This is a genomic window from Brockia lithotrophica (assembly GCF_003633725.1).
Taxonomy (GTDB): Bacteria; Bacillota; Bacilli; order Thermicanales; family DSM-22653; genus Brockia; species Brockia lithotrophica.
Genome location: NZ_RBIJ01000002.1, coordinates 219,118 through 237,711, shown reverse-complemented (window position 1 = coordinate 237,711; position 18,594 = coordinate 219,118). Strand labels below are relative to the sequence as shown.

At 63.3% G+C, this 18,594-nt stretch carries 20 protein-coding genes; all 20 read left to right on the top strand.

Annotated elements, in window-relative coordinates; all coding sequences use genetic code 11:
* Nucleotides 1–2: 2 nt before the first annotated feature.
* The 20 genes from C7438_RS05235 (at nucleotide 3) to yabP (ending at nucleotide 18,593) form a co-directional block, all read left to right on the top strand.
* Nucleotides 3–1,118, top strand: a complete 1,116-nt coding sequence (locus tag C7438_RS05235; protein ID WP_121444297.1) for a resuscitation-promoting factor — start codon at nucleotides 3–5, stop codon at nucleotides 1,116–1,118.
* Between the two features lie 109 nt (nucleotides 1,119–1,227).
* The gene (gene rsmA, locus C7438_RS05230) at nucleotides 1,228–2,187 is read left to right on the top strand and encodes a 16S rRNA (adenine(1518)-N(6)/adenine(1519)-N(6))-dimethyltransferase RsmA (protein WP_121444296.1); all 960 of its coding nucleotides are present in this window, start codon (nucleotides 1,228–1,230) and stop codon (nucleotides 2,185–2,187) included.
* Between the two features lie 34 nt (nucleotides 2,188–2,221).
* Entirely contained in the window at nucleotides 2,222–2,695 is a 474-nt protein-coding gene (locus tag C7438_RS05225) for a ribonuclease H-like YkuK family protein (RefSeq protein WP_121444295.1), read from the top strand.
* A gap of 104 nt (nucleotides 2,696–2,799) precedes the next feature.
* Entirely contained in the window at nucleotides 2,800–3,636 is an 837-nt protein-coding gene (locus tag C7438_RS05220; protein WP_121444294.1) for a sporulation peptidase YabG, read from the top strand.
* Between the two features lie 140 nt (nucleotides 3,637–3,776).
* A complete protein-coding gene (locus C7438_RS05215; RefSeq protein ID WP_121444293.1) occupies nucleotides 3,777–4,451 on the top strand; it encodes a flagellar brake protein in 675 nt (224 codons plus the stop codon).
* A 63-nt stretch (nucleotides 4,452–4,514) separates the two neighbouring features.
* On the top strand, nucleotides 4,515–5,867 hold the full coding sequence (locus C7438_RS05210; RefSeq protein ID WP_121444292.1) for a coproporphyrinogen III oxidase family protein: 1,353 nt from the start codon (nucleotides 4,515–4,517) through the stop codon (nucleotides 5,865–5,867).
* 111 nt (nucleotides 5,868–5,978) lie between these two features.
* Nucleotides 5,979–6,251: a Veg family protein gene (locus tag C7438_RS05205; RefSeq protein ID WP_121444291.1), complete on the top strand. Its 273-nt coding sequence runs from the start codon at nucleotides 5,979–5,981 to the stop codon at nucleotides 6,249–6,251.
* 166 nt (nucleotides 6,252–6,417) lie between these two features.
* Nucleotides 6,418–6,627 carry a small, acid-soluble spore protein, alpha/beta type gene (locus tag C7438_RS05200; protein WP_121444290.1) on the top strand — a complete coding sequence of 70 codons (210 nt, stop codon included), beginning with the start codon at nucleotides 6,418–6,420 and terminating at the stop codon, nucleotides 6,625–6,627.
* 91 nt (nucleotides 6,628–6,718) lie between these two features.
* Complete coding sequence (gene ispE, locus C7438_RS05195; RefSeq protein ID WP_170143580.1) at nucleotides 6,719–7,621, top strand: 4-(cytidine 5'-diphospho)-2-C-methyl-D-erythritol kinase; 903 nt, start codon at nucleotides 6,719–6,721, stop codon at nucleotides 7,619–7,621.
* A gap of 4 nt (nucleotides 7,622–7,625) precedes the next feature.
* Nucleotides 7,626–8,540, top strand: coding sequence for a pur operon repressor (gene purR, locus C7438_RS05190; RefSeq protein ID WP_121444288.1), 915 nt, complete (start codon nucleotides 7,626–7,628; stop codon nucleotides 8,538–8,540).
* Between the two features lie 3 nt (nucleotides 8,541–8,543).
* Nucleotides 8,544–8,942 (top strand): RidA family protein, encoded by a 399-nt coding sequence (locus C7438_RS05185; RefSeq protein ID WP_121444287.1) that lies wholly within the window; start codon nucleotides 8,544–8,546, stop codon nucleotides 8,940–8,942.
* Nucleotides 8,943–9,020: 78 nt separating this feature from the next.
* Nucleotides 9,021–10,472, top strand: a complete 1,452-nt coding sequence (gene glmU, locus C7438_RS05180) for a bifunctional UDP-N-acetylglucosamine diphosphorylase/glucosamine-1-phosphate N-acetyltransferase GlmU (protein WP_211322078.1) — start codon at nucleotides 9,021–9,023, stop codon at nucleotides 10,470–10,472.
* A 60-nt stretch (nucleotides 10,473–10,532) separates the two neighbouring features.
* The gene (locus tag C7438_RS05175) at nucleotides 10,533–11,483 is read left to right on the top strand and encodes a ribose-phosphate diphosphokinase (RefSeq protein ID WP_121444286.1); all 951 of its coding nucleotides are present in this window, start codon (nucleotides 10,533–10,535) and stop codon (nucleotides 11,481–11,483) included.
* 13 nt (nucleotides 11,484–11,496) lie between these two features.
* Nucleotides 11,497–12,057, top strand: coding sequence for an aminoacyl-tRNA hydrolase (pth, locus tag C7438_RS05170; RefSeq protein ID WP_121444285.1), 561 nt, complete (start codon nucleotides 11,497–11,499; stop codon nucleotides 12,055–12,057).
* A gap of 108 nt (nucleotides 12,058–12,165) precedes the next feature.
* On the top strand, nucleotides 12,166–15,681 hold the full coding sequence (gene mfd / locus C7438_RS05165) for a transcription-repair coupling factor (RefSeq protein ID WP_245956513.1): 3,516 nt from the start codon (nucleotides 12,166–12,168) through the stop codon (nucleotides 15,679–15,681).
* Between the two features lie 70 nt (nucleotides 15,682–15,751).
* The gene (locus C7438_RS05160) at nucleotides 15,752–16,756 is read left to right on the top strand and encodes a peptidylprolyl isomerase (RefSeq protein WP_121444283.1); all 1,005 of its coding nucleotides are present in this window, start codon (nucleotides 15,752–15,754) and stop codon (nucleotides 16,754–16,756) included.
* Between the two features lie 140 nt (nucleotides 16,757–16,896).
* Nucleotides 16,897–17,436 (top strand): stage V sporulation T C-terminal domain-containing protein, encoded by a 540-nt coding sequence (locus tag C7438_RS05155; RefSeq protein WP_121444282.1) that lies wholly within the window; start codon nucleotides 16,897–16,899, stop codon nucleotides 17,434–17,436.
* A 126-nt stretch (nucleotides 17,437–17,562) separates the two neighbouring features.
* The gene (locus C7438_RS05150; protein ID WP_121444281.1) at nucleotides 17,563–17,847 is read left to right on the top strand and encodes a non-specific DNA-binding protein Hbs; all 285 of its coding nucleotides are present in this window, start codon (nucleotides 17,563–17,565) and stop codon (nucleotides 17,845–17,847) included.
* 92 nt (nucleotides 17,848–17,939) lie between these two features.
* Entirely contained in the window at nucleotides 17,940–18,251 is a 312-nt protein-coding gene (locus C7438_RS05145; protein ID WP_121444280.1) for a S4 domain-containing protein, read from the top strand.
* A gap of 63 nt (nucleotides 18,252–18,314) precedes the next feature.
* A complete protein-coding gene (yabP, locus tag C7438_RS05140; protein WP_121444279.1) occupies nucleotides 18,315–18,593 on the top strand; it encodes a sporulation protein YabP in 279 nt (92 codons plus the stop codon).
* The last annotated feature ends 1 nt before the right edge of the window (nucleotide 18,594 follow it).

Here is an 18,594-nt window from a genome sequence, read left to right as displayed (position 1 = left end):
GCTTGGAGGGCTACCGTGGCGGATCATCGACGGCGTGGAAGCGGCTGGGGTTTCTCGCCCTTTCCGTCTCGATGACCGTATCCACGACGGTCCACGCCCAAGCCTATCGCCCGAAGACGGTGGGCCTCTGGGTCGACGGCAAGGCATACGTGGTGAATACGCGAGCACCTACGGTGGCGGAGCTTTTGAAGGAACGGGGGATTACCTTATACCCGGGAGATCGCGTGAGTCCAGAGCCGGAAGAACCGCTTTCCGACGGTCAACTCGTTCACGTCTTCCGGAACAAGGCCGTATACGTCCGTTTCGGAGAAGACGGCGAGCCAACGGTGCTCCACACTACGGCCGAGCGCGTTGGAGAGGCACTTGCGGGATGGGGGATATCCCTGAGGGAAGGGGACCGCGTGGATCCCGGTCCTGACGTTCGCCTTGTCGACGGGGAAACCCTTACCCTCGTTTTGCAAGCCGAGGGATACCGCCTGGAACGTCGGCCTATTCCTCCCGCCACAGAAAAGGTCGAGGATCCGAACCTTCTCAAGGGGACGTCCAAGGTCGTTCGGGAGGGACGCGAGGGAGAGGAGGTCCTCCTCTACCGCGTGGTATACGAAAACGGCGCGCCCAAGGAGCAAATTCTCGTAGATCGCCGCGTGGAGCGTGAGGCCCTTTCCGCGGTAGTGCACGTGGGGACGAAAGAGCCGCCAAAACCCGTTCCGCTTTCCACCGCCGCTCCCGCCCGGCCTCCAGAGGGGGAGGCTGGAGACGGGTACGTCCGCGTAGCCGGAAAGACGTACGCCGTACAAAAGGTCCTTCGGGGTGTAACCCTCGTCGCCTACACGGCAGGGCCCGAAAGCACGGGGAAGACCCCCGGAGATGCGGGGTACGGAAGGACCGCACTCGGGTATCCGGCGCAGGAAGGGCGGACGATCGCCGTAGACCCCTCGGTGATCCCCCTGCGTTCTTGGGTGTACATCGAAGGCTACGGACTGTACCGCGCGGAGGACGTAGGCGGGGGAATCCGCGGCAACATGATCGACGTCTACTTTGCAGACCTCGCAAGCGCCTTGCGCTTCGGGCGCAAGACGGGTGTGACGGTGTACGTCCTCGGTCCGGAAGTCCGCTAGATGCTCGTTCGAAAAAAGGCGGGGCTTTGCCCCGCCTTTTTTCTAGCAAAAAGCAGTCCTTTTTTCTGCGGGAATTCCGGCGTACAATGGAGGTTGAGGTGGGGGAGGCGTGGGCGAAGAACAAACCAAGGACGAAACCTTTGGCGGTCGAACCCCCACGGGTGCTCCGGGGGAAATTCCGGAGGGGGAAGGAGGCCCGAGGTCTTCGCAGGAGCTTCGCGCGTGGACGCTTCGAACCCTCCGGAATCTCGGGATAGCTCCGCGGCGGGCGTTTGGCCAACACTTCCTCACCGACGCCAGGGCCCTCGAACGCATTCTCCGGTGCGCGCGGCTTCCCCGGGAGTCCACGGTGCTGGAAATCGGGCCGGGTCTAGGTACGCTCACGGAAGCGCTCGTGCGCGCAGGGCACCGCGTCATCGCCGTTGAGCTCGATCGCCGGCTGATCCCGTTTCTTCGAAAGCGGTTTTCTCCGGAAGACGTAGTGATCGTCGAAGGGGACGCCCTCGCCGTGGACTTCGAAGCCCTTCGCGAGGAATACGCTTCCGGACGGCCCGTGCACGTCGTGAGCAACCTCCCCTACCAAATCGCCACGCCGCTTCTTTTGCGGTTGCTTTCGCTTACTCCGCCCTTAGCTTCGCTTACGGTCATGGTTCAGCGCGAGGTGGGGGAACGGCTCCTCGCGCCCCCGCGCACGCGGGCCTACGGTGCCTTGAGCGTGGTGGTAGCTGTGTATGCCCGCGTGGAACTCTGTTTCCACCTCCGTCCCGGCGCCTTTACCCCTCCTCCGGAAGTGGACTCTTCCGTCGTACGCCTTCTCCCCTATCCCGAGCCGGTCGTCCCCCGAAGGGAAGAGCGGGAAGCGTTTGTGGAATTCCTCTTTGGGGTTTTCCGCCACCGGCGGAAGACCTTGGCGAACAACCTACGGTACCTCTTTCCCGACCGCGAGACGGATTGGGGGGCTTGGCTTGAGGCCCGAGGGACGTCCGCCACGGTACGTCCCGAGGAGCTTTCTCTCAGCGACTACCTCGAGCTGGCCCAAGACCTGGGGCTCGTACGCGAAAGTTCCTGAGGGCGGAACCGCCGAAAGGTGTAGGTGAGCTTCGATGTACTTTACCAGCCCGACGTTCGGCCGCCTGAGTTTGGAAGAGGTCGTGGAGCAGATCCGCGGGTACGTAGCTTCCGTACCCGACGCCGCGTACAAGCTCGTCATCGGTTCGGATTCCCACACGACCGAGGAGGAAACGCTTCTCGTGAGCGCCATCGTCATTCACCGGGTATCCAAGGGGGCGCGCTTCTTCTTCCGCCGAACGCGCCTGCGGCCGATTTACGACCTCCGGCAGCGGATCTACGTAGAGACGGCGGAAAGCTTGGCCCTTGCGGAAAAGCTCGGGAACGTCGGGCTTTTCGACCTTCTGGAAGAGAAGGACGTGGAAATCCACGTAGACATCGGCAACACAGGGCAGACGCGGACGATGATTCAGGAGATCGTCGGCTGGGTACGGTCTGTGGGCTATACGGTAAAGATCAAACCCGAAGCGTTCGGGGCGAGCGCGGTAGCCGACCGGTACACGAAGTGAGGGAGCCCTTTCCCGGGAAAACCCGGGGAAGGGCTTGTTTTCTTTGCGATTTCCCGCGTACCTTCCCGGGCGATTCCCCGTATACCGAAGGGGGAGGGAGGTACATGCGGGACATTCGCGTCGGTTCTCTCGTCCGCCGCCGGTCGCACGGCGGAGACATCCTCTTTCGCGTCACGCACGTCTTTCACGATTCCGGGATCGCCCTTCTTCGTGCGGTAGGAGTTCGGCTCCTCGCCGATGCCCCCCTCGACGACTTGATTCCCGAAGGAGAACACGGGGAAGAGCTGCAACGCGGATTTCCCTTCCGAAGGGAGGGCCGCCCCCTCCTTCAGGCGGTTTCCCAAAGCGCACGGCCCGTGTGGGAAAAGATCCCCCCCTGGAGCTCCAAAACCCCCGAGACGCAGGCCGGGAAGGTCTTGCACGTCGACGGAGATCCCTACTACCTCGAACTCAGCCTCGCCGCGTACCGGCGCGCGGGAGTTCCCGCCGTCGGCGTGTCCTTACAGGAACCCCTCATGCCGAGGCACATCCTCGCCCTCTTGGAAAAGGCGCAACCGGATATCCTCGTCCTCACGGGACACGACGCCCTTCCTTCGGGACGCGATCCGGACAGGCTCGAAAGCTATCGCCACTCCCGCTTTTTTGTCGAAGCGGTTCGGCGAGCGCGCACGGCCTTTGAGCCGCACAAGGACGGCCTCCTCATCGTCGCGGGAGCCTGTCAGTCGCACTACGAGGAGATTTTGGCGGCCGGGGCAAATTACGCGAGCTCTCCCAAGCGGGTGAACATCCACGCCCTCGATCCCACGCTCGTCGCCGTTCGCCTCGCCCGAACTTCGGTATCCGTGTATCTCTCCCCCGAAGAGGCGATTTTGGAGACGAAAAGCGGTCTTTCCGGCATCGGGGGCATCGAAAGCCGGGGGACGCTGCGGCGGCGGACGTAGGGGGGCCGCGCTTCCGTACGAGTTCTCCCCGCAGAGAACAAAAAAAGGGAAACCCCCATCCTCCGTGAACTATGATTTAAAGAGAGCGTTTGCGACTTTTCCGGTTTGGTTGAGCCACGACGGGAGGCCCGAAGTCTGCCATGGAATTTCGTCTCGGCCAAAAGATCCTTCTGGAATCCTTTCAAGAGTTGGGACCGCGCTACGAAACCCGTATCGCCGACGTAGCGGAAGCCGCACTCTACGTGGAACCCCTGTACGACCTCTCTCGGCGAACCTTTCGTTCGTTTGTCCCCGAGGGTACGGAGTTTGTGGCTTTCGTGAGCGGGGGGGACGGAGCGGCGTACCGCTTCCCCACCCGCGTCCTGGGCGTACGCCGGGACCAAATCTGGCTCGTGGCCCTCAGGCGGCCGCGCGACGAAGAGTTGGTGCGCGTGCAGCGGCGCGGCTATCTCCGCGTCCCCGTCCTTCTCGACCTCCGCGTGCGGCGAAACGAGGGGGAAGAGTTTCCGGCGGTTTCGCGCGACATTTCAGCCGGGGGAATCTCCTTTTACCTTCCCCCGGGAATTCTCCTCTCGCTCGGGGAACGGATCGCCGTGAACTTTTCCCTTCGTCTTGCGAGCGGCGAACGACGCGACTTTTCGCCCGAAGGAGAGGTCGTGCGCGTCTTCGAGGATTCCGGGATGCCCCCTCGGACCGCGGCGGCCGTGCGCTTTCTCCGCCTATCCCCGGAAGAGGAGCGCTTTCTCGTTCGGTATTCTTTCGAGCGCCAGCGGGAACTCAAGGCGAAGGGTTTCCCCGAGATATCGGAAACGTGACCTCAAGGATTAGGCGGAGTTCGGGGCGTATTCCCGGCTGACCGAAGAAGGAGGCAATCCCGCGTGGAGGTCTGTAAGCAAATTGCCCTCGGCACCTTCGACCCCTTCGTCCACGAGCTCGAAGATCCCTACCGCAGCATCCGCCCGCGCGATCCGTGGGTCGAGGCGGCAGTTCGTTACCTGCGCTGGACGGCTGCCCGATCTCTGGTTCCCAAAAGGCAGGAAAACCTCTCGCTTCCGCCCTCGAACCCCGAACGGCCGCTCCTTCTGTACGTGCACATTCCCTTTTGCCGGGCGTTGTGTGCGTATTGCTCCTTCCACCGGTTTATCTTCCGAGAAGACGTCGCCCGGCGGTACTTCGCCGTTCTGCACGAGGAACTCGAGCTCCTCCGGGAGCAGGGATACGTCTTTTACAGCTTGTACGTAGGAGGCGGAACTCCGACCGTCCTTCCGGACGAGCTCCTCCGCCTCATCGCCCACGCCCGGGAACTCTTTCCCCTGCGGGAGGTTTCCGTCGAAGGCGATCCATTGGCGTTGGATCCGGCTATCCTCGGAGAGATGCGCGGTCTCGTGGATCGCCTCTCCGTGGGCATCCAGACCTTCGACGACGACCTCTTGCTTCGTGCTGGGCGTCTCCACAAGTTCGGCACTTCTGAATCCCTACAACGGAGGATCGCCGCCAGTGTCGGCATCCTCCCGTTTTTGAGCATCGACCTCATTTTTAATTGGTCGGAACAGACCCCTCAGATGCTCTGTCGCGACCTGGAGATCCTCCTCGGGTTGGGGCCCGAGCAGATTACCACCTATCCCCTCATGGTTTCGCCGGCGACGCGTAGCCAAAACAAACTCTTGTTGGGGAACGTATCTTCGGCTCAGGAGGCGGTGTACTACAAGGTCGTCCGTCGAACGCTCGAACCCGCGTACACGCCGACGACGGCTTGGCACTTTGCCCGCGGAGACGGGCGACGCGACGAGCCGATCGACGAGTACGTCGTGGACTATCCGGAGTACATGGGGGCCGGGTCAGGGGCCTTCAGCTTCCGCGGCGACGCTCTGTACGTGAACGCCTACGACCTCGAAGAGCACGAACGGCTCGTCCGATCCGGAAAAAATCCCGTTACGCACACCGTGGCCTTTCCCCGGCGCGAGCGGTACCTCTACGAACTCATGGTCGAGCTCTTTTCTCGGAAGGTTTCCGAAGAGCGGTTTTCCCGTATCTTTGGCGTTCCGTTGACAAGGGTTATGGGGAAGGAGCTCGCCCTGCTCGAGAAGATCGGCGCCCTTCGCCGAACGGACGACGGATGGGCCACGACGCCGCGTGGGGAGTACCTCGCCCTCGCGCTCATGCGCGAGTTTTACGTCGCCATGGACAACGTCCGGGAGCGCCTGCGCGCCGAACTCGGAGCCAAGCGCTGACCGTGCACGCCTTTTTCGTTGACAGGGAGGTGCGACCCTGTTATAATCGATCCTTTTATTTGACACACTATGCAGGAAATGATATACTGGGGGGCGCGAGGTGATGGCTGCGTGGCGAAGAATGCGTTGGCCGACATCAAGACGGTCCTCGACCACCACATTGGCCGTCGGGTGCATCTGCGCGCGAATGGCGGTAGGCGGCGCATCATCGAGCACGTGGGCATCCTCGAAGAAACGTACCCGGCTGTATTCACGATCAAACTGGACGAGCCCGAACAACCCGTACGACGCATTTCCTTCAGCTACGCCGATGTGCTCACGGAGACCGTTGAACTTACGATTTTCCTCGACGATCGGACGCTTCGCGTGGAAAAACCCCGGTGAGACGCCGTCGGCAAAGGACACCTTCCGAGGCAGAGCCGGCGGGACGCACGAGGGATAGAAATTCCGGGAAGCGGGTGTGCTCGCTGGCGGAAAGTGTCGCACGCGGGTTTGACGCCGGGCGCACATCCTAGAAGCGGGGACGTTGGTCCCCGGGGAGGGATGGCGCGTGGGTCGGCGGCGCGGGGTGATGTCGGAAGGGTTCAAGGAAGAACTCGCCAAGGAGCTGGGCTTTTACGACAAGGTGAAAGACGGCGACTGGGGGAACATCACGACGCGCGAGGCCGGGTTGCTCGTTCGCCGGGCGATCGAAAAGGCGGAAGAGCAGCTCCGGGGACGTGCCGAGACGCCGGGGGGGCGTGAGGGCGATACGCGTTAGTTTCTGCTCGGTGCGGGGGAAAGGGTGCGCCCTTTCCCCCGTTTTCTGCGTCGTGATACAATAGCGGGGACGATTGGGGAGGAGATTCCCCGTGGGTGCTCTCCACCTTTTCGCACCGGCAAAGGTGAACCTCGTTCTCGAGGTCCTCGGACAACGGCCGGACGGCTACCACGAGATCGCTTCCGTGTTTGCCCCTCTCGACTTCGGGGATTTCCTGACGCTCACCCTTCTCGAGGAACCGGTGGTTCGCCTGCACGTTCGGGGGCACGCGGTTCCCGCCGGCAAGGAAAACCTCGCCGTCCGCGCCGCCCTGCTCCTTCGGGAGCGCTTCGGGCGAAGGGGCGGCGTGAGGATCGACATCGAGAAGCGAATTCCCGTGGGTGCCGGGTTGGGAGGGGGCTCGAGCGATGCGGCAGCCGTACTTCGGGGGCTGAACATCCTTTGGGAGCTAGGGATTCCTTCGGAAGAACTCGCCGCTTTAGGCGCAGAATTGGGCTCCGACGTCCCTTACTTCCTCTGGGACGGGTTTGCTTGGGTGGGGGGGCGCGGCGAGCGCGTAGAACCGTTTCTCCCCCAAGGCGAAAGCCCCTATCGCCTTCTTCTCGTAAAGCCCCGGGCCTCCTTGGCGACAAAGGACGTGTTTCTCCGGTTCCGTTCTCGAGGGTTTTCGCGCTCGGACGGAAGTCGCTCCCGTAAGCTTCGCGAGGCCTTGTGTGCGGGGGATTGGGAAGCGCTTCCGGAACTCGCCGCCAACGACCTCGAGGGAGCGGCGGTGGATCTCCTCCCCGAAATCGCCGCAGTTCGCGAGACGCTGAAAGAGCTGGGGGCCTGTGCGGCGTTTCTCACCGGATCTGGGCCCACGTACGTAGGCCTTTTTCGCGGGGGAGAAGAACTCTCCCGCGCCCGCGAGGCGCTCACGCGGGAGCTTCCCTTTGTCCGGGAAGCGACAATGGTGGTGCGACCCTTTGCGGGAAACACGAGCCTGAGGAAGTGACGCTGTGGCGAAGGAAGCAAAGCTCAGGCGGAGCGCGAGACTGGCCGACCTCGCGTTGCGGCTTCTCGAGGAGCCGGGGCGTACGTTTTCCCTCGGACAGCTCGCCCGCACGTACGGCGCGGCGAAATCTTCCCTGAGCGAAGATCTCTCGATCTTGCGCGAGGTCTTTCTCCGGGCGGGGATCGGGACGATCGAGACATCCCCCGGGGCGGCCGGCGGAGCCCGATACGTCCCGGGAATTTCTCGCGAACGGGCGGAGAATTTCGTGCATCGACTTGTGGAGGAGGTCACCCGTCCCGAGCGTATTCTCCCTGGGGGGTTCGTCTACCTCTCCGACCTTCTGGGGCGGCCGGATATCTTGCGCGATGTGGGGCGGATCGTTGCCGCGGCCTTTGCGTCGGTCGACGTCGACGTCGTCCTCACCGTGGAGACGAAGGGGATCCCCATCGCCTATGCCGCGTCTTTTGCCCTCGGAAAGCCGGTGGTCATCGCCCGTCGGGACGGACAGATCACGGAAGGCTCGCTCGTGACGATCAACTACCTTTCCGCCTCATCCCGGAGCATTCGCACCATGTCCCTTTCGCGCCGGGCGATTGCCGAAGGTGCGCGCGTGCTTCTCGTGGACGATTTTCTCCGCGGCGGAGGGACGATCCGCGGGATGCAGGAGCTCGTCCGCGAATTCCGCGCCGAGGGAGTCGGAGCCTTCGTCTTTGTCGAGGGTCCCGCGGGAAGCGGGCGGGTGGTCGAGGACGTGGCTTCCCTCGTCAAGGTCGAGGAAATCGACGCCGACGCGCGCACGATTCGTGCGGTTCCCGGGAGCATTTTTTCCCGCGCTTGGCCGAGTTCGCCGTGGGGAGGTCTTTTCCAGATCCGAGAATCGGAGGGCCGCTCCCCCAAGCATGACTTGACAGGAGGGTAAACCATGCGGGTAATTTCCGTTTCCGATGCACCGGCTGCCATCGGCCCTTACAGCCAAGCTGTGGAAAGCGGGGGATGGCTGTTTATTTCTGGCCAGATCCCCCTCACCCCTTCTGGCGAGCTCGTCCAGGGAGACATCGTTCGAGAGACGCGGCAGGTTCTCGAAAACATCCGCGCGATTCTCGCGGGGGCGGGCTACCGCCTCGAAGACGTGGTCAAGACGACGATCTACCTCACGGACCTCTCCTTTTTTGGGCAGGTGAACGAGGTGTACGCCGCCTTTTTCGGCGACCACCGTCCGGCGCGCGTCACCGTAGGAGTGGCTGCCCTTCCCCGGGGGGCTCGGGTAGAGATCGAGGCGATTGCGGTCCGACCGCCCGAGGGAAGCGCGGAAACGTCCTGACACCCTTGCCGGAGCCGTAGGAATTTGGGGAGCGAATGCGGCCATTGGGAGTCGATCAGGGAAGAGGGGGAAACGCCCGTGGAGCGCACGGCGGCGATCGTCCTTGCGGCAGGGCGGGGAACGCGGATGAAGTCGCGTACGCCCAAGGTTCTGCACCGCCTTTTGGGGAAGCCGATGCTCGCCTACGTCGTAGAGGCCTTGCGCGGCGCCGGGTTTTCCGACATCTACGTGGTCGTCGGGGAAGCGGGAGAAGAGGTGCGGCGCGCGTTGGGGTATTCGGTCCTTTACGTGGAACAAGGAGAGCCCTTGGGCACGGGACACGCTACGGCCAAGGCGTTGGAGGTCCTTCCCGCGGAAATCGAGCACGTGTTTGTCGTAAACGGCGACATGCCCCTTCTTACGGCAGAGGCGTTGCAGAAGCTCCGAGACGTGCACGCGCGCACGCGGGCGGCGGCTACGATAGCTACCACACACCTCGAAGATCCCCGAGGATACGGGCGGATCGTGCGTTCGCCCGACGGTTCCTTTTTGCGCATTGCGGAGGAGAAGGACGCCACACCCGAAGAGCGGGAAATCCGCGAAGTCAACGCCGGCTTGTACGCCTTTGCGGTAGAGCCTCTACGTCGCGCGGTTCCCCGATTGCACCGGGAAAACGCCCAAGGAGAGTACTACTTGCCCGACGTCCTTCCCCTATTCGCCTCTGAAGGGTTGCCGGTGTCCCTCGTCTCTCTTCCGCCGGAAGTCGTCGCCGGCGTAAACGACCGGTATGAGCTCGCCCGTGCCGAGGACGTCCTTCGACGGGCGATCCTCGAGCGGCACATGCGAGCGGGAGTAACCGTGGAAATGCCGGATACCGTACTCGTCGGTCCGGACGTCGTGCTCGAGGAGGACGTAGTCCTGCGGGCGGGAACCCGACTCTTCGGCCGTACCGTGGTGCGCCGCGGTGCGGAAATCGGCCCCCAGACCGAGCTTACGGACGTGGAAGTTTGGGAGGAGGCGCGCGTCCTGTACACGGTTGCCGAAGGCGCGAGCATCGGTCCGCGGGCAACCGTAGGACCTTTTGCCCGCCTTCGTCCGGGGACGGCGCTCGGCCCCGGAGTAAGGGTTGGGAATTTCGTAGAAATCAAGAACTCCCGCATCGGAGAAGGGTCGAAGGTGCCGCACTTGAGTTACGTAGGCGACGCCTTCGTCGGCCGGGACGTGAACATTGCGAGCGGCGTGATCACCGTGAACTACGACGGATTGCGGAAGTACGAAACGGTGATCGAGGATGGGGCCTTTGTCGGTTGCAATGTGAACCTCGTGGCTCCCGTTCGGGTGGGAAAGCGGGCGTACATCGCCGCGGGTTCGACGATCACGGAGGACGTTCCCGACGAGGCGCTCGCCATCGCCCGCTCGCGTCAGGTCGTAAAGGAGGGGTACGTCCCCACGCTCTTCGCCAAACGGGAAAAGTTGGCCACGCCAGAACGGGCCTCCCGTGCCGACGAAAGGGGAGCTCCGCCCGCCAATACGGACGTTTCGCCTTCGTGATTGTTTTTCCCGGGACAATTCGCCGCTCTGGCGTTTGGGCAGATGCGAGGAGAGGTGAGGATGCTCACGTACCGCGATCCGTCCCTCAAGGTCTTTACGGGAAATGCCAACCCCGAGTTGGCCCGGGCAATCGCCGAACACATCGGAATCCCCCTGGGGCGGGCCGAAGTTGGCCGTTTCAGCGACGGTGAAATTCAGGTCAAGGTGTTGGAGAGCGTTCGCGGGGCAGACGTATTCGTGATCCAGCCGACGAGCCACCCTGTAAACGACCACCTCATGGAGCTCCTCATCATGATCGACGCGCTCAAGCGGGCTTCGGCGGCGCGGATCAACGTCGTGATGCCCTACTACGGCTACGCACGGCAGGACCGCAAGGCGCGCGCCCGGGATCCCATCACGGCCAAACTCGTGGCCAACCTCATCGAGCGTGCCGGGGCCGACCGCGTGATTGCCATGGACCTCCACGCCATGCAGATCCAAGGCTTCTTCGACATTCCTGTGGACCACCTCCTCGCCTTGCCCATCCTGGGGAAGTACTTTGCCGACAAGGGTCTCAAGGACATCGTCGTCGTTTCCCCCGATCACGGAGGTGTTACGCGCGCCCGACGCCTCGCCGACTACCTAGGCGCGTCCATCGCGATCATCGACAAGCGGCGCCCTGCCCCCAACGTCGTCGAAGTGATGAACATCGTAGGAGACGTGCGAGGACGAACGGCGATCCTCGTGGACGACATCATCGATACGGCGGGTACCATTCTCTTGGGCGCCGAGGCGCTGCGTCGCGAAGGCGCCGAGCGGATTTACGCGGCGTGTACCCACCCCGTCCTTTCCGGTCCCGCGGTCGAACGGCTGCGCAACGCCGACCTGGAAGAGGTCGTCGTCACCGACACCATACCCGTACCCGAGGAAAAGCGGCTTCCGAACTTGCGCATCCTTTCCGTTGCTCCGCTCATCGCCGAAGCCATCGTCCGCGTGCACGAAGGCCTCTCGGTGAGCAAGCTCTTCGACTAGGGGGAGGGCGGCCGTGCGCCTCATTGTCGGCCTCGGCAATCCGGGAAAAGCGTATGAAGCCACGCGGCACAACGTAGGCTTTTGGGTGATCGACGCGCTTGCAGGTGCCTTGCGCCTTCGCGGGTTCCGTTGGCGCGATGCCTACGTGTACGAGGCGGATGTGGACGGGGAAAGGCGGGTGTTTCTCAAACCCCTCACCTACATGAACCTTTCCGGAAAGGCGGTGCGCGCCGCGGCAGAAGCGTACAAAATCCCCCCCGGAGAAGTGCTTGTCGTCCTCGACGACCTCGCCCTACCCCTTGGGCGCCTTCGCCTGCGTCCGCGGGGAAGTTCGGGGGGACACCGCGGGCTCGCCTCCGTTTTGGAGGCCTTGGGGACGGAAGAGGTGCCCCGGTTGCGCGTCGGGATCGGAAGTCCGCCGCCCGGCGTAGATGCTGCGGACTTCGTCCTCTCTCCTTTCCTTCCCGAAGAAGAAGAGACAATCGCCGCGGCCGTCGAAGCGGCGAGAGACGCGGTTTTGGCCCTCTTTCGCGAGCCATTCGCGCAGGTGATGACCCGCGTAAATGCCCGTTGATGTCGGGCGTCCGCGCGCAACTCGCCGGGACAAGGACGAAGGGGTGAGAAGCGCTTGCTTGGCGCTCTTTTTTCGGTTTTTTCTGATGATAAAGGCTTTCAGGACTTGGTGGATCGGATTGGGCGAAAGGCGGGAGATGCGCAGGTCGTCGGGCTTGCCGGGGCGGCGCGCGCCCTCTACCTCGCCGCCCTACAGGAGCGGCTCGGGCGCCCGCTCGCGGTCGTCGTCGCGAGCAACTTTCACGCGCAGCGCCTCGCCGAGGAAATCCGCGAGTTTCTCGGCGAGGAGGGGGTTTGGTACTTCCCCGGCGAGGAGATCTTTCTGCGCGATCCTCGGGACGGTGGCCACGAGGAGCGCCGCATGCGCCTGCGCGTAATCCGCGAACTTCTCGTCGCCCGTCGCCCTCGGGTCCTCGTCACCTCTCTGGCGGGATGGACGACCCCCCTCCCTCCCCCCGAAGTCTTCCGGGAGCTCGAACTCCGCATCGCCCCTCAGACGGAGATTTCGCTGGAAGCGGTCGTTCGCCACCTTCATCTCCTCGGTTACCGTCGCGCGGAAGAGGTCGAGGTTCCCGGGGAGTTTTCCGTCCGCGGCGGCATCCTCGACGTGTACCCTCCCCTGGAGGACGACCCGTACCGCATCGAGTGGTTTGGCGACGAGGTAGACACCGTTCGGGTGTACGACCTCACCTCGGGCCGAAGCCGAGAACAGGTGGAGGAGGTCGTTCTCTTCCCTGTGTACGAGGGATGCTACCCGCGCGAACTTCTCGGGCGGATCGTGGAACGGATGGACGCTCTTAAGGAGGCGGCTTCCGTCCGCCGGGGGGATACGTTCTGGCGGGAACGCCTCGCGCAGGTTTGGGAGGAGGAGAAGGCGGACCTTCTCCAGGGAATCCTCCACCCCCGGGCGACGCGGTACGTGCGCCTGGCCTACGACCGCCCTGCACACGTTGCGAACTTTCTCGGCGGCAACGTGGTGTACGTGTTCGACGAACCTACGCGCCTCGCCGAAGCCGCGGAACAACGGGAACGCGAGGAGGCGGAGTGGCAGACGGGGGAACTAGAGGCCGGACGCCTCGTGCCCGGGCTCACCCTCTCGTTTTCCTTTTCCGAACTTTCCGCCCGCGCCCGTCCGCGTCTCGAACTCTCTCTGTTCCCCAAGGCGGGGCGCGGTGGCGGCCTAGCCGTCTCCTACGTGAGCAGGACCGCGCAGGAATTTCACGGGCAGCTTCCCCTGCTCAAGGGAGAGGTGGAGCGGCTCGTGCGTGCGGGGTTTTTCGTGCTTTTCCTTGCCCCTTCGGATGAAGGCGTTCAGCGCATGGCCCAAGTGTTTGAAGATTACGGAATCTACGCAGAACCCCTCGTCACCCTCCCCGTTCCTCTGCCTCAGAGGCCCGTGATCCTTCGCGGATCGTTGGAACGCGGCTTCGAAATCCGAAGCGTGAAGCTCGCGGTCTTTGCCGAGGGCGATTTGTTCGTGCGCCGGACGAAGGCGAGCAAGCCTCGGGCACCTCGCGTGGCCAACGCCGAGAAGATCCGCGACCTCTTCGATTTGCGGCCGGGGGATTACGTCGTCCACGTCCACCACGGGATTGGGCGGTTTCAGGGGTTGGAGACGCTCACCGTAGGAGGTGTAAGCAAGGACTACCTCCTCGTCCGTTACGCCGGAGGCGATCTCCTCTACGTCCCCGTCGAACAACTCAACCTCCTTCAGAAGTACCTGTCCGCCGAAGGCCACGAACCTAAGCTCCACCGTCTGGGGGGCGGGGAGTGGAAACGCGCCAAAGCGCGGGCCCGGCGCTCGGCGCAGGAGATGGCCGAGGAGCTTCTCAAGATCTACGCCGCGCGCATGCGCCTCCCCGGGTTTGCCTTTGATCCCGACAACGAACTCATGCGCGCCTTTGAGGCGACTTTTCCCTACGAGGAGACGCCCGACCAGCTGCGTGCCATCGAGGAGGTCAAGCGCGACATGGAGTCGCCGCGTCCCATGGACCGCCTCCTCGTGGGGGACGTAGGGTACGGGAAGACCGAGGTCGCCCTCCGGGCGGCCTTCAAGGCGGTGATGAGCGGCAAACAGGTGGCCGTTCTCGTCCCGACGACGATCCTCGCTCAGCAACACCTCCAGACGTTTCGCGAGCGGCTCGAAGGGTTTCCCGTACGCGTGGAGATGCTCAGCCGCTTTCGCAGCCGCCGTGAACAAAAGGAGATCCTCCGCCGCCTCGCCCAAGGCGAGATCGACATCCTGATCGGTACGCACCGGATTCTCTCGGACGACGTGGTCTTTCGCGACCTTGGCCTTCTCATCGTCGACGAGGAGCAGCGCTTCGGCGTAGGCCACAAAGAGAAGATCAAAAAGATCGCCACGCAGATCGACGTCCTCACCCTTACGGCGACGCCCATCCCGCGTACGCTGCACATGGCCCTCGCGGGCATTCGGGATATGAGCGTCATCGAAACCCCACCGAAAGACCGCTTCCCCGTACAGACGTACGTCCTCGAGTACTCTCCCGTCGTCGTCCGCGAGGCGATCGAGCGCGAGCTCGGGCGCGGGGGGCAGGTGTTCGTCGTCTACAACCGCGTCCAGGGCATTCACCGCGTCGCCGCCGAAGTTCAGGCTCTCGTCCCCGAGGCCCGCGTCGCCGTGGCCCACGGCCAGATGGACGAGGAAGAGCTCGAGCGGGTGATGCTCGCCTTTTTCGAACGCGAGATCGACGTGCTCGTCACCACGACGATCATCGAGACGGGTGTGGACATCCCCAACGTGAATACGCTGATCGTCCTCGATGCGGATACCCTGGGTCTCGCCCAACTCTACCAGCTTCGAGGCCGCGTAGGCCGCTCGAACCGGATTGCCTACGCGTATTTTACGTATCGTCCGGGGAAGAGCCTCACCCCGGAGGCGGAAAAGCGTCTCGAGGCAATCCGGGAGTTTACGGAACTCGGTGCGGGCTTTAAAATAGCCATGAGGGACTTGGCCATTCGCGGTGCGGGGAACCTCCTCGGTCCGGAGCAGCACGGACACATCGCCGCCGTTGGCCTCGAGCTCTTCACAGAGATGCTGCGGGAGGCGGTGTCCGAACTCAAGGGGGAAGAGCTCCCCGCGCAGGTCCGCAACCGACTCGAAATCAACGTGAACGTGGACGCCTATTTCCCCAACACCTACGTCCCCTCGCCTACGCAAAAGATTTCCCTCTACCGACGTCTCGCGGAACTCACGCGCTTGGAGGATTGGCAGGAACTCGTAGACGAGGTCGTCGACCGTTTCGGCACACCGCCTCCGCCTGCGGAACGCCTCCTTCTCGTGGCCAAAGTGCGGGCCCTCGCCAGCGAGCTCGGGATCGAGTTCATCACCTACGAAGCGGGTGCCCTCCGGGCGCGTTTTTCTCCCGAGAGGGCGAAAGCTCTGCCGCGGGAATCGCTTTTCGCCCTCCTCGAGCGCTTTTCTCCCCGCGTGAGCCTCTTCAGCGGCGAGGGCTACGGGGTGATGGTGCGAGGTAAGGAGGCAGAGCTTCCCGTCCTCCTCGAACGGCTCGCGGCGTTTCTTCTCGCCCTACGCGAAACCCTCCTTCGCGCTTCGGGGGGAGCCGACGTTCCCCCCGACGGTCGCGTGCCCGTCGCCGAATAGGGGAGTGCCGCCCCGGAATCGGGGCGCGCACCTCCCGTAGGTCGGAGACGAATCTGAGGCCAAAGAGGCGATGGATACCATGCGTGTGCAAAAGGCACTTTTCGGCGTTGCGGTTCTCGGTTTCGCGTTGGCCCTATCCCTTGCGGGATGCAAACGAGGTGCGGACGCCTTTGCCCCCGTCCGCCTTCCGGCGGCCAAAGACGCGGTGGTGGCGGAGTACCGCGTGCAAGAGGACGGCGACGTTCGGACGGTGAGCGCCGCCGACTTCGAGCGCTTTTTGAATTTCCTCCAACTTATGAGCTCGCCCGCACAAAGGCAGGGTCCCGGAAGCCCGTCGGATCGGGGAAGCTGGAACCACTACCTCGACTTTTACCTCTCCCTCCTCATCTTGGACGCGCGAGCCCAAGCCGCCGGAACGTCGGGACAGGCGTGGAGCGAAGAGAACTTCTCGGCTCTCAAAAAGGCTTTTGCCGAGGAGGAAAAGGTCTCCTTTGACCAGGCGCTTCGTTCTCTCGGGCTTACCGAGGAAGGGGTGAGGGCGGAAATCGAAAGAATGAACCGCGCACAGGCGTACTTCCTCGACCTCGCCGAGAAACAGGACCTTCGCCAGGAATTTGAACAGAACCGCGACGCCTTCGTGACCGGAACCTTCCGGTTGATCCTCATGCTCCCCAAAGAGGGAGAGGCGGAGGCGGATGCGCGGGCGCGCGTCGACGAGGTGTGGAAGAAGGCAAAGGCAGGCGAGGACTTTGCCGCCTTGGCGGACACGTACTCCGTAGATCCGGGGAACGTGGACCCCCAGGGCAAAAAGCTCGGGGGACTGTACAAAGACTTTCCGCTCGTCGTCCTTCCCGAGTCCCTGCGTAAGGTCGTCCTTTCTCTCGAACCCGGCCAGGTGAGCGACGTGGTCGTCGACAACGGGAGCTACTACATCGTAAAGCTCGAGGAGCGTCGCACTCCTGCGTTCGAAGAAGTCCGGCCCGGCCTCGTGCAGAGCGAGGCGAGGCGGATGTACGACGCCTTTTACACGGAAGAGCTTCCCAAACTCGTCGTTTCCCGAAACCTTCCTTCCTAAAGCCCTCTTCCGAAACGCCAGCGCTGCTTCTTTTGCTTCCGCATAGAAGGTATACCGCCACCGCATACTACCATCGGACTCCATGCGAGACGCGGTACCGAAGGCGTCGAGAAGTTTTCGGAAAGAGAGGGGAAGGGCCGATGAAGGCCACGGGCATCGTCAGGCGCATCGACGACCTGGGACGCGTCGTCATCCCGAAGGAGATCCGCCGCACCTTGCGGATCCGGGAGGGCGACCCCCTGGAGATCTTTGTCGACCAAGACGGGGAGGTGATCCTCAAGAAGTACTCCCCCGTCCTCGAACTCGGCGAATTTGCGCAGAGCGTCGCCGCTTCGTTGTACGATACCTTTGGACTTACGGTACTCGTAACCGACCGGGATCGCGTGGTGGCCGTCGCCGGTCCGGGAAAGAAGGACTTCCAAGAACGCGAGATCGGGCCGCTCGTAGAGCGTGCAATGGAGGATCGACGCACGTATCGGGAAGGGGCGGGGGAGGTAGAGCTCTTCTCCCAGGGAGCGGAACGCGTAGGCGGCGTGGTCGTCGCCCCCATCGTCGTCGGCGGAGATCCGATGGGGGCCGTAATCCTCCTGAGTCGGGAGGAGCCGATCGCCCTCGGGGAGGCGCATGTGAAAGGCGCGGAGGTCGCCGCCGCCTTTCTCGCCAAGCAGTTGGAGGCCTAAAGCGTCCGCGCGCTTTTTTCCGCTCGGTCTCTCCAGGACGGAAGGAAATTCTTCGAAGCGGGTCGAATGTAGAAGCAGGGTTGCCCCTGCAAAGCTTGCCAAGCCAAATCTCGAGGAGGGATCCGCGTGAACAAGCAAGACTTCGTCTCCGCCCTTGCGGAACGGACGCGCCTTACGAAAAAGGACGTGGAGGCGGTCGTAAACGCCTTCTTCGAGGAGATCGCCGAAGCCCTGCGTCGGGGGGAGAAGGTCCAGTTCGTAGGGTACGGCACCTTTGAGGTACGGAAGCGGGAGGCCCGTACGGGACGGAACCCCCAGACGGGGGAGACGATCTCGATTGCCGCCTCCATGGTCCCCGTGTTCAAACCCGGGAGCAAACTCAAGGAGGCCGTCAAGGAAGCGGCGAAGTAATCGCCCGCCCCAAACCCCCGTCGCAACGACGGGGGTCTTTTTCCGATCTATAGAGGGTTCCTCGGCCTTCTTTAGCGCGAGGGGGGAACGAGATGCGCCTGGACAAATACCTCAAAGACGCGCGCATCGTAAAACGGCGGACGGTGGCCAAAATCCTTTGCGATGCGGGAAAGGTTCGCGTCGACGGAAAGGTCGCCAAGGCGGGTTTGGAACTTCGCGGCGGAGAATGGGTGGAGGTAGAGTATGCGGGAAAAAGGATTCGCGTCCTCGTAGGTCCGCCGGGCGGTCCGCCGTACCTCTCGCGCGAAGAAGAGCGGATTTCCGGCGGGGGCCTTCCTCCGCACGCGGAAAGGGGCGATTCCCTCTTTTCCTTCGGCGAAGAAGATGCCCCTTCTTCCCGTTGAGGCGCATATCCCCTCCTGGGCCGCGTATAGTTCCACAGAACGGGTGGGACAGGTTTGGGAGGGATGGAAATGGTGGCGAACGCCGGGCACGAACTCGCCCTCAAGGGAAGGAAGTACCTTGCCGTTTCCGGTGTGGTGAAGGTCGACCGTTTCGATGACGAGGAGTTTCTCGTGGAGACCGGAGAGGGCTACCTCCTCATCCGCGGGGAAGGGCTCACCTTGCGGCACCTCGACGTCGAGGTGGGGGACATCGCCATCGAAGGGCGCATCGACGAAATGCTCTACCTCGAAGAGGGCCCGGGCCGCGAACGTCGGGGCCTTTTCGGAAAGTTGTTCGGGTGAG

Bases quoted from the DNA above. Each gene is read 5' to 3' on its own strand.
- C7438_RS05175 (WP_121444286.1), top strand. From the start codon at position 10,533: ATGCTCACGTACCGCGATCCGTCCCTCAAGGTCTTTACGGGAAATGCC.
- C7438_RS05155 (WP_121444282.1), top strand. From the start codon at position 16,897: ATGAAGGCCACGGGCATCGTCAGGCGCATCGACGACCTGGGACGCGTC.
- C7438_RS05145 (WP_121444280.1), top strand. From the start codon at position 17,940: ATGCGCCTGGACAAATACCTCAAAGACGCGCGCATCGTAAAACGGCGG.
- C7438_RS05185 (WP_121444287.1), top strand. From the start codon at position 8,544: ATGCGGGTAATTTCCGTTTCCGATGCACCGGCTGCCATCGGCCCTTAC.
- C7438_RS05220 (WP_121444294.1), top strand. From the start codon at position 2,800: ATGCGGGACATTCGCGTCGGTTCTCTCGTCCGCCGCCGGTCGCACGGC.
- yabP (WP_121444279.1), top strand. From the start codon at position 18,315: ATGGAAATGGTGGCGAACGCCGGGCACGAACTCGCCCTCAAGGGAAGG.
- C7438_RS05225 (WP_121444295.1), top strand. From the start codon at position 2,222: ATGTACTTTACCAGCCCGACGTTCGGCCGCCTGAGTTTGGAAGAGGTC.
- C7438_RS05160 (WP_121444283.1), top strand. From the start codon at position 15,752: ATGGATACCATGCGTGTGCAAAAGGCACTTTTCGGCGTTGCGGTTCTC.
- C7438_RS05215 (WP_121444293.1), top strand. From the start codon at position 3,777: ATGGAATTTCGTCTCGGCCAAAAGATCCTTCTGGAATCCTTTCAAGAG.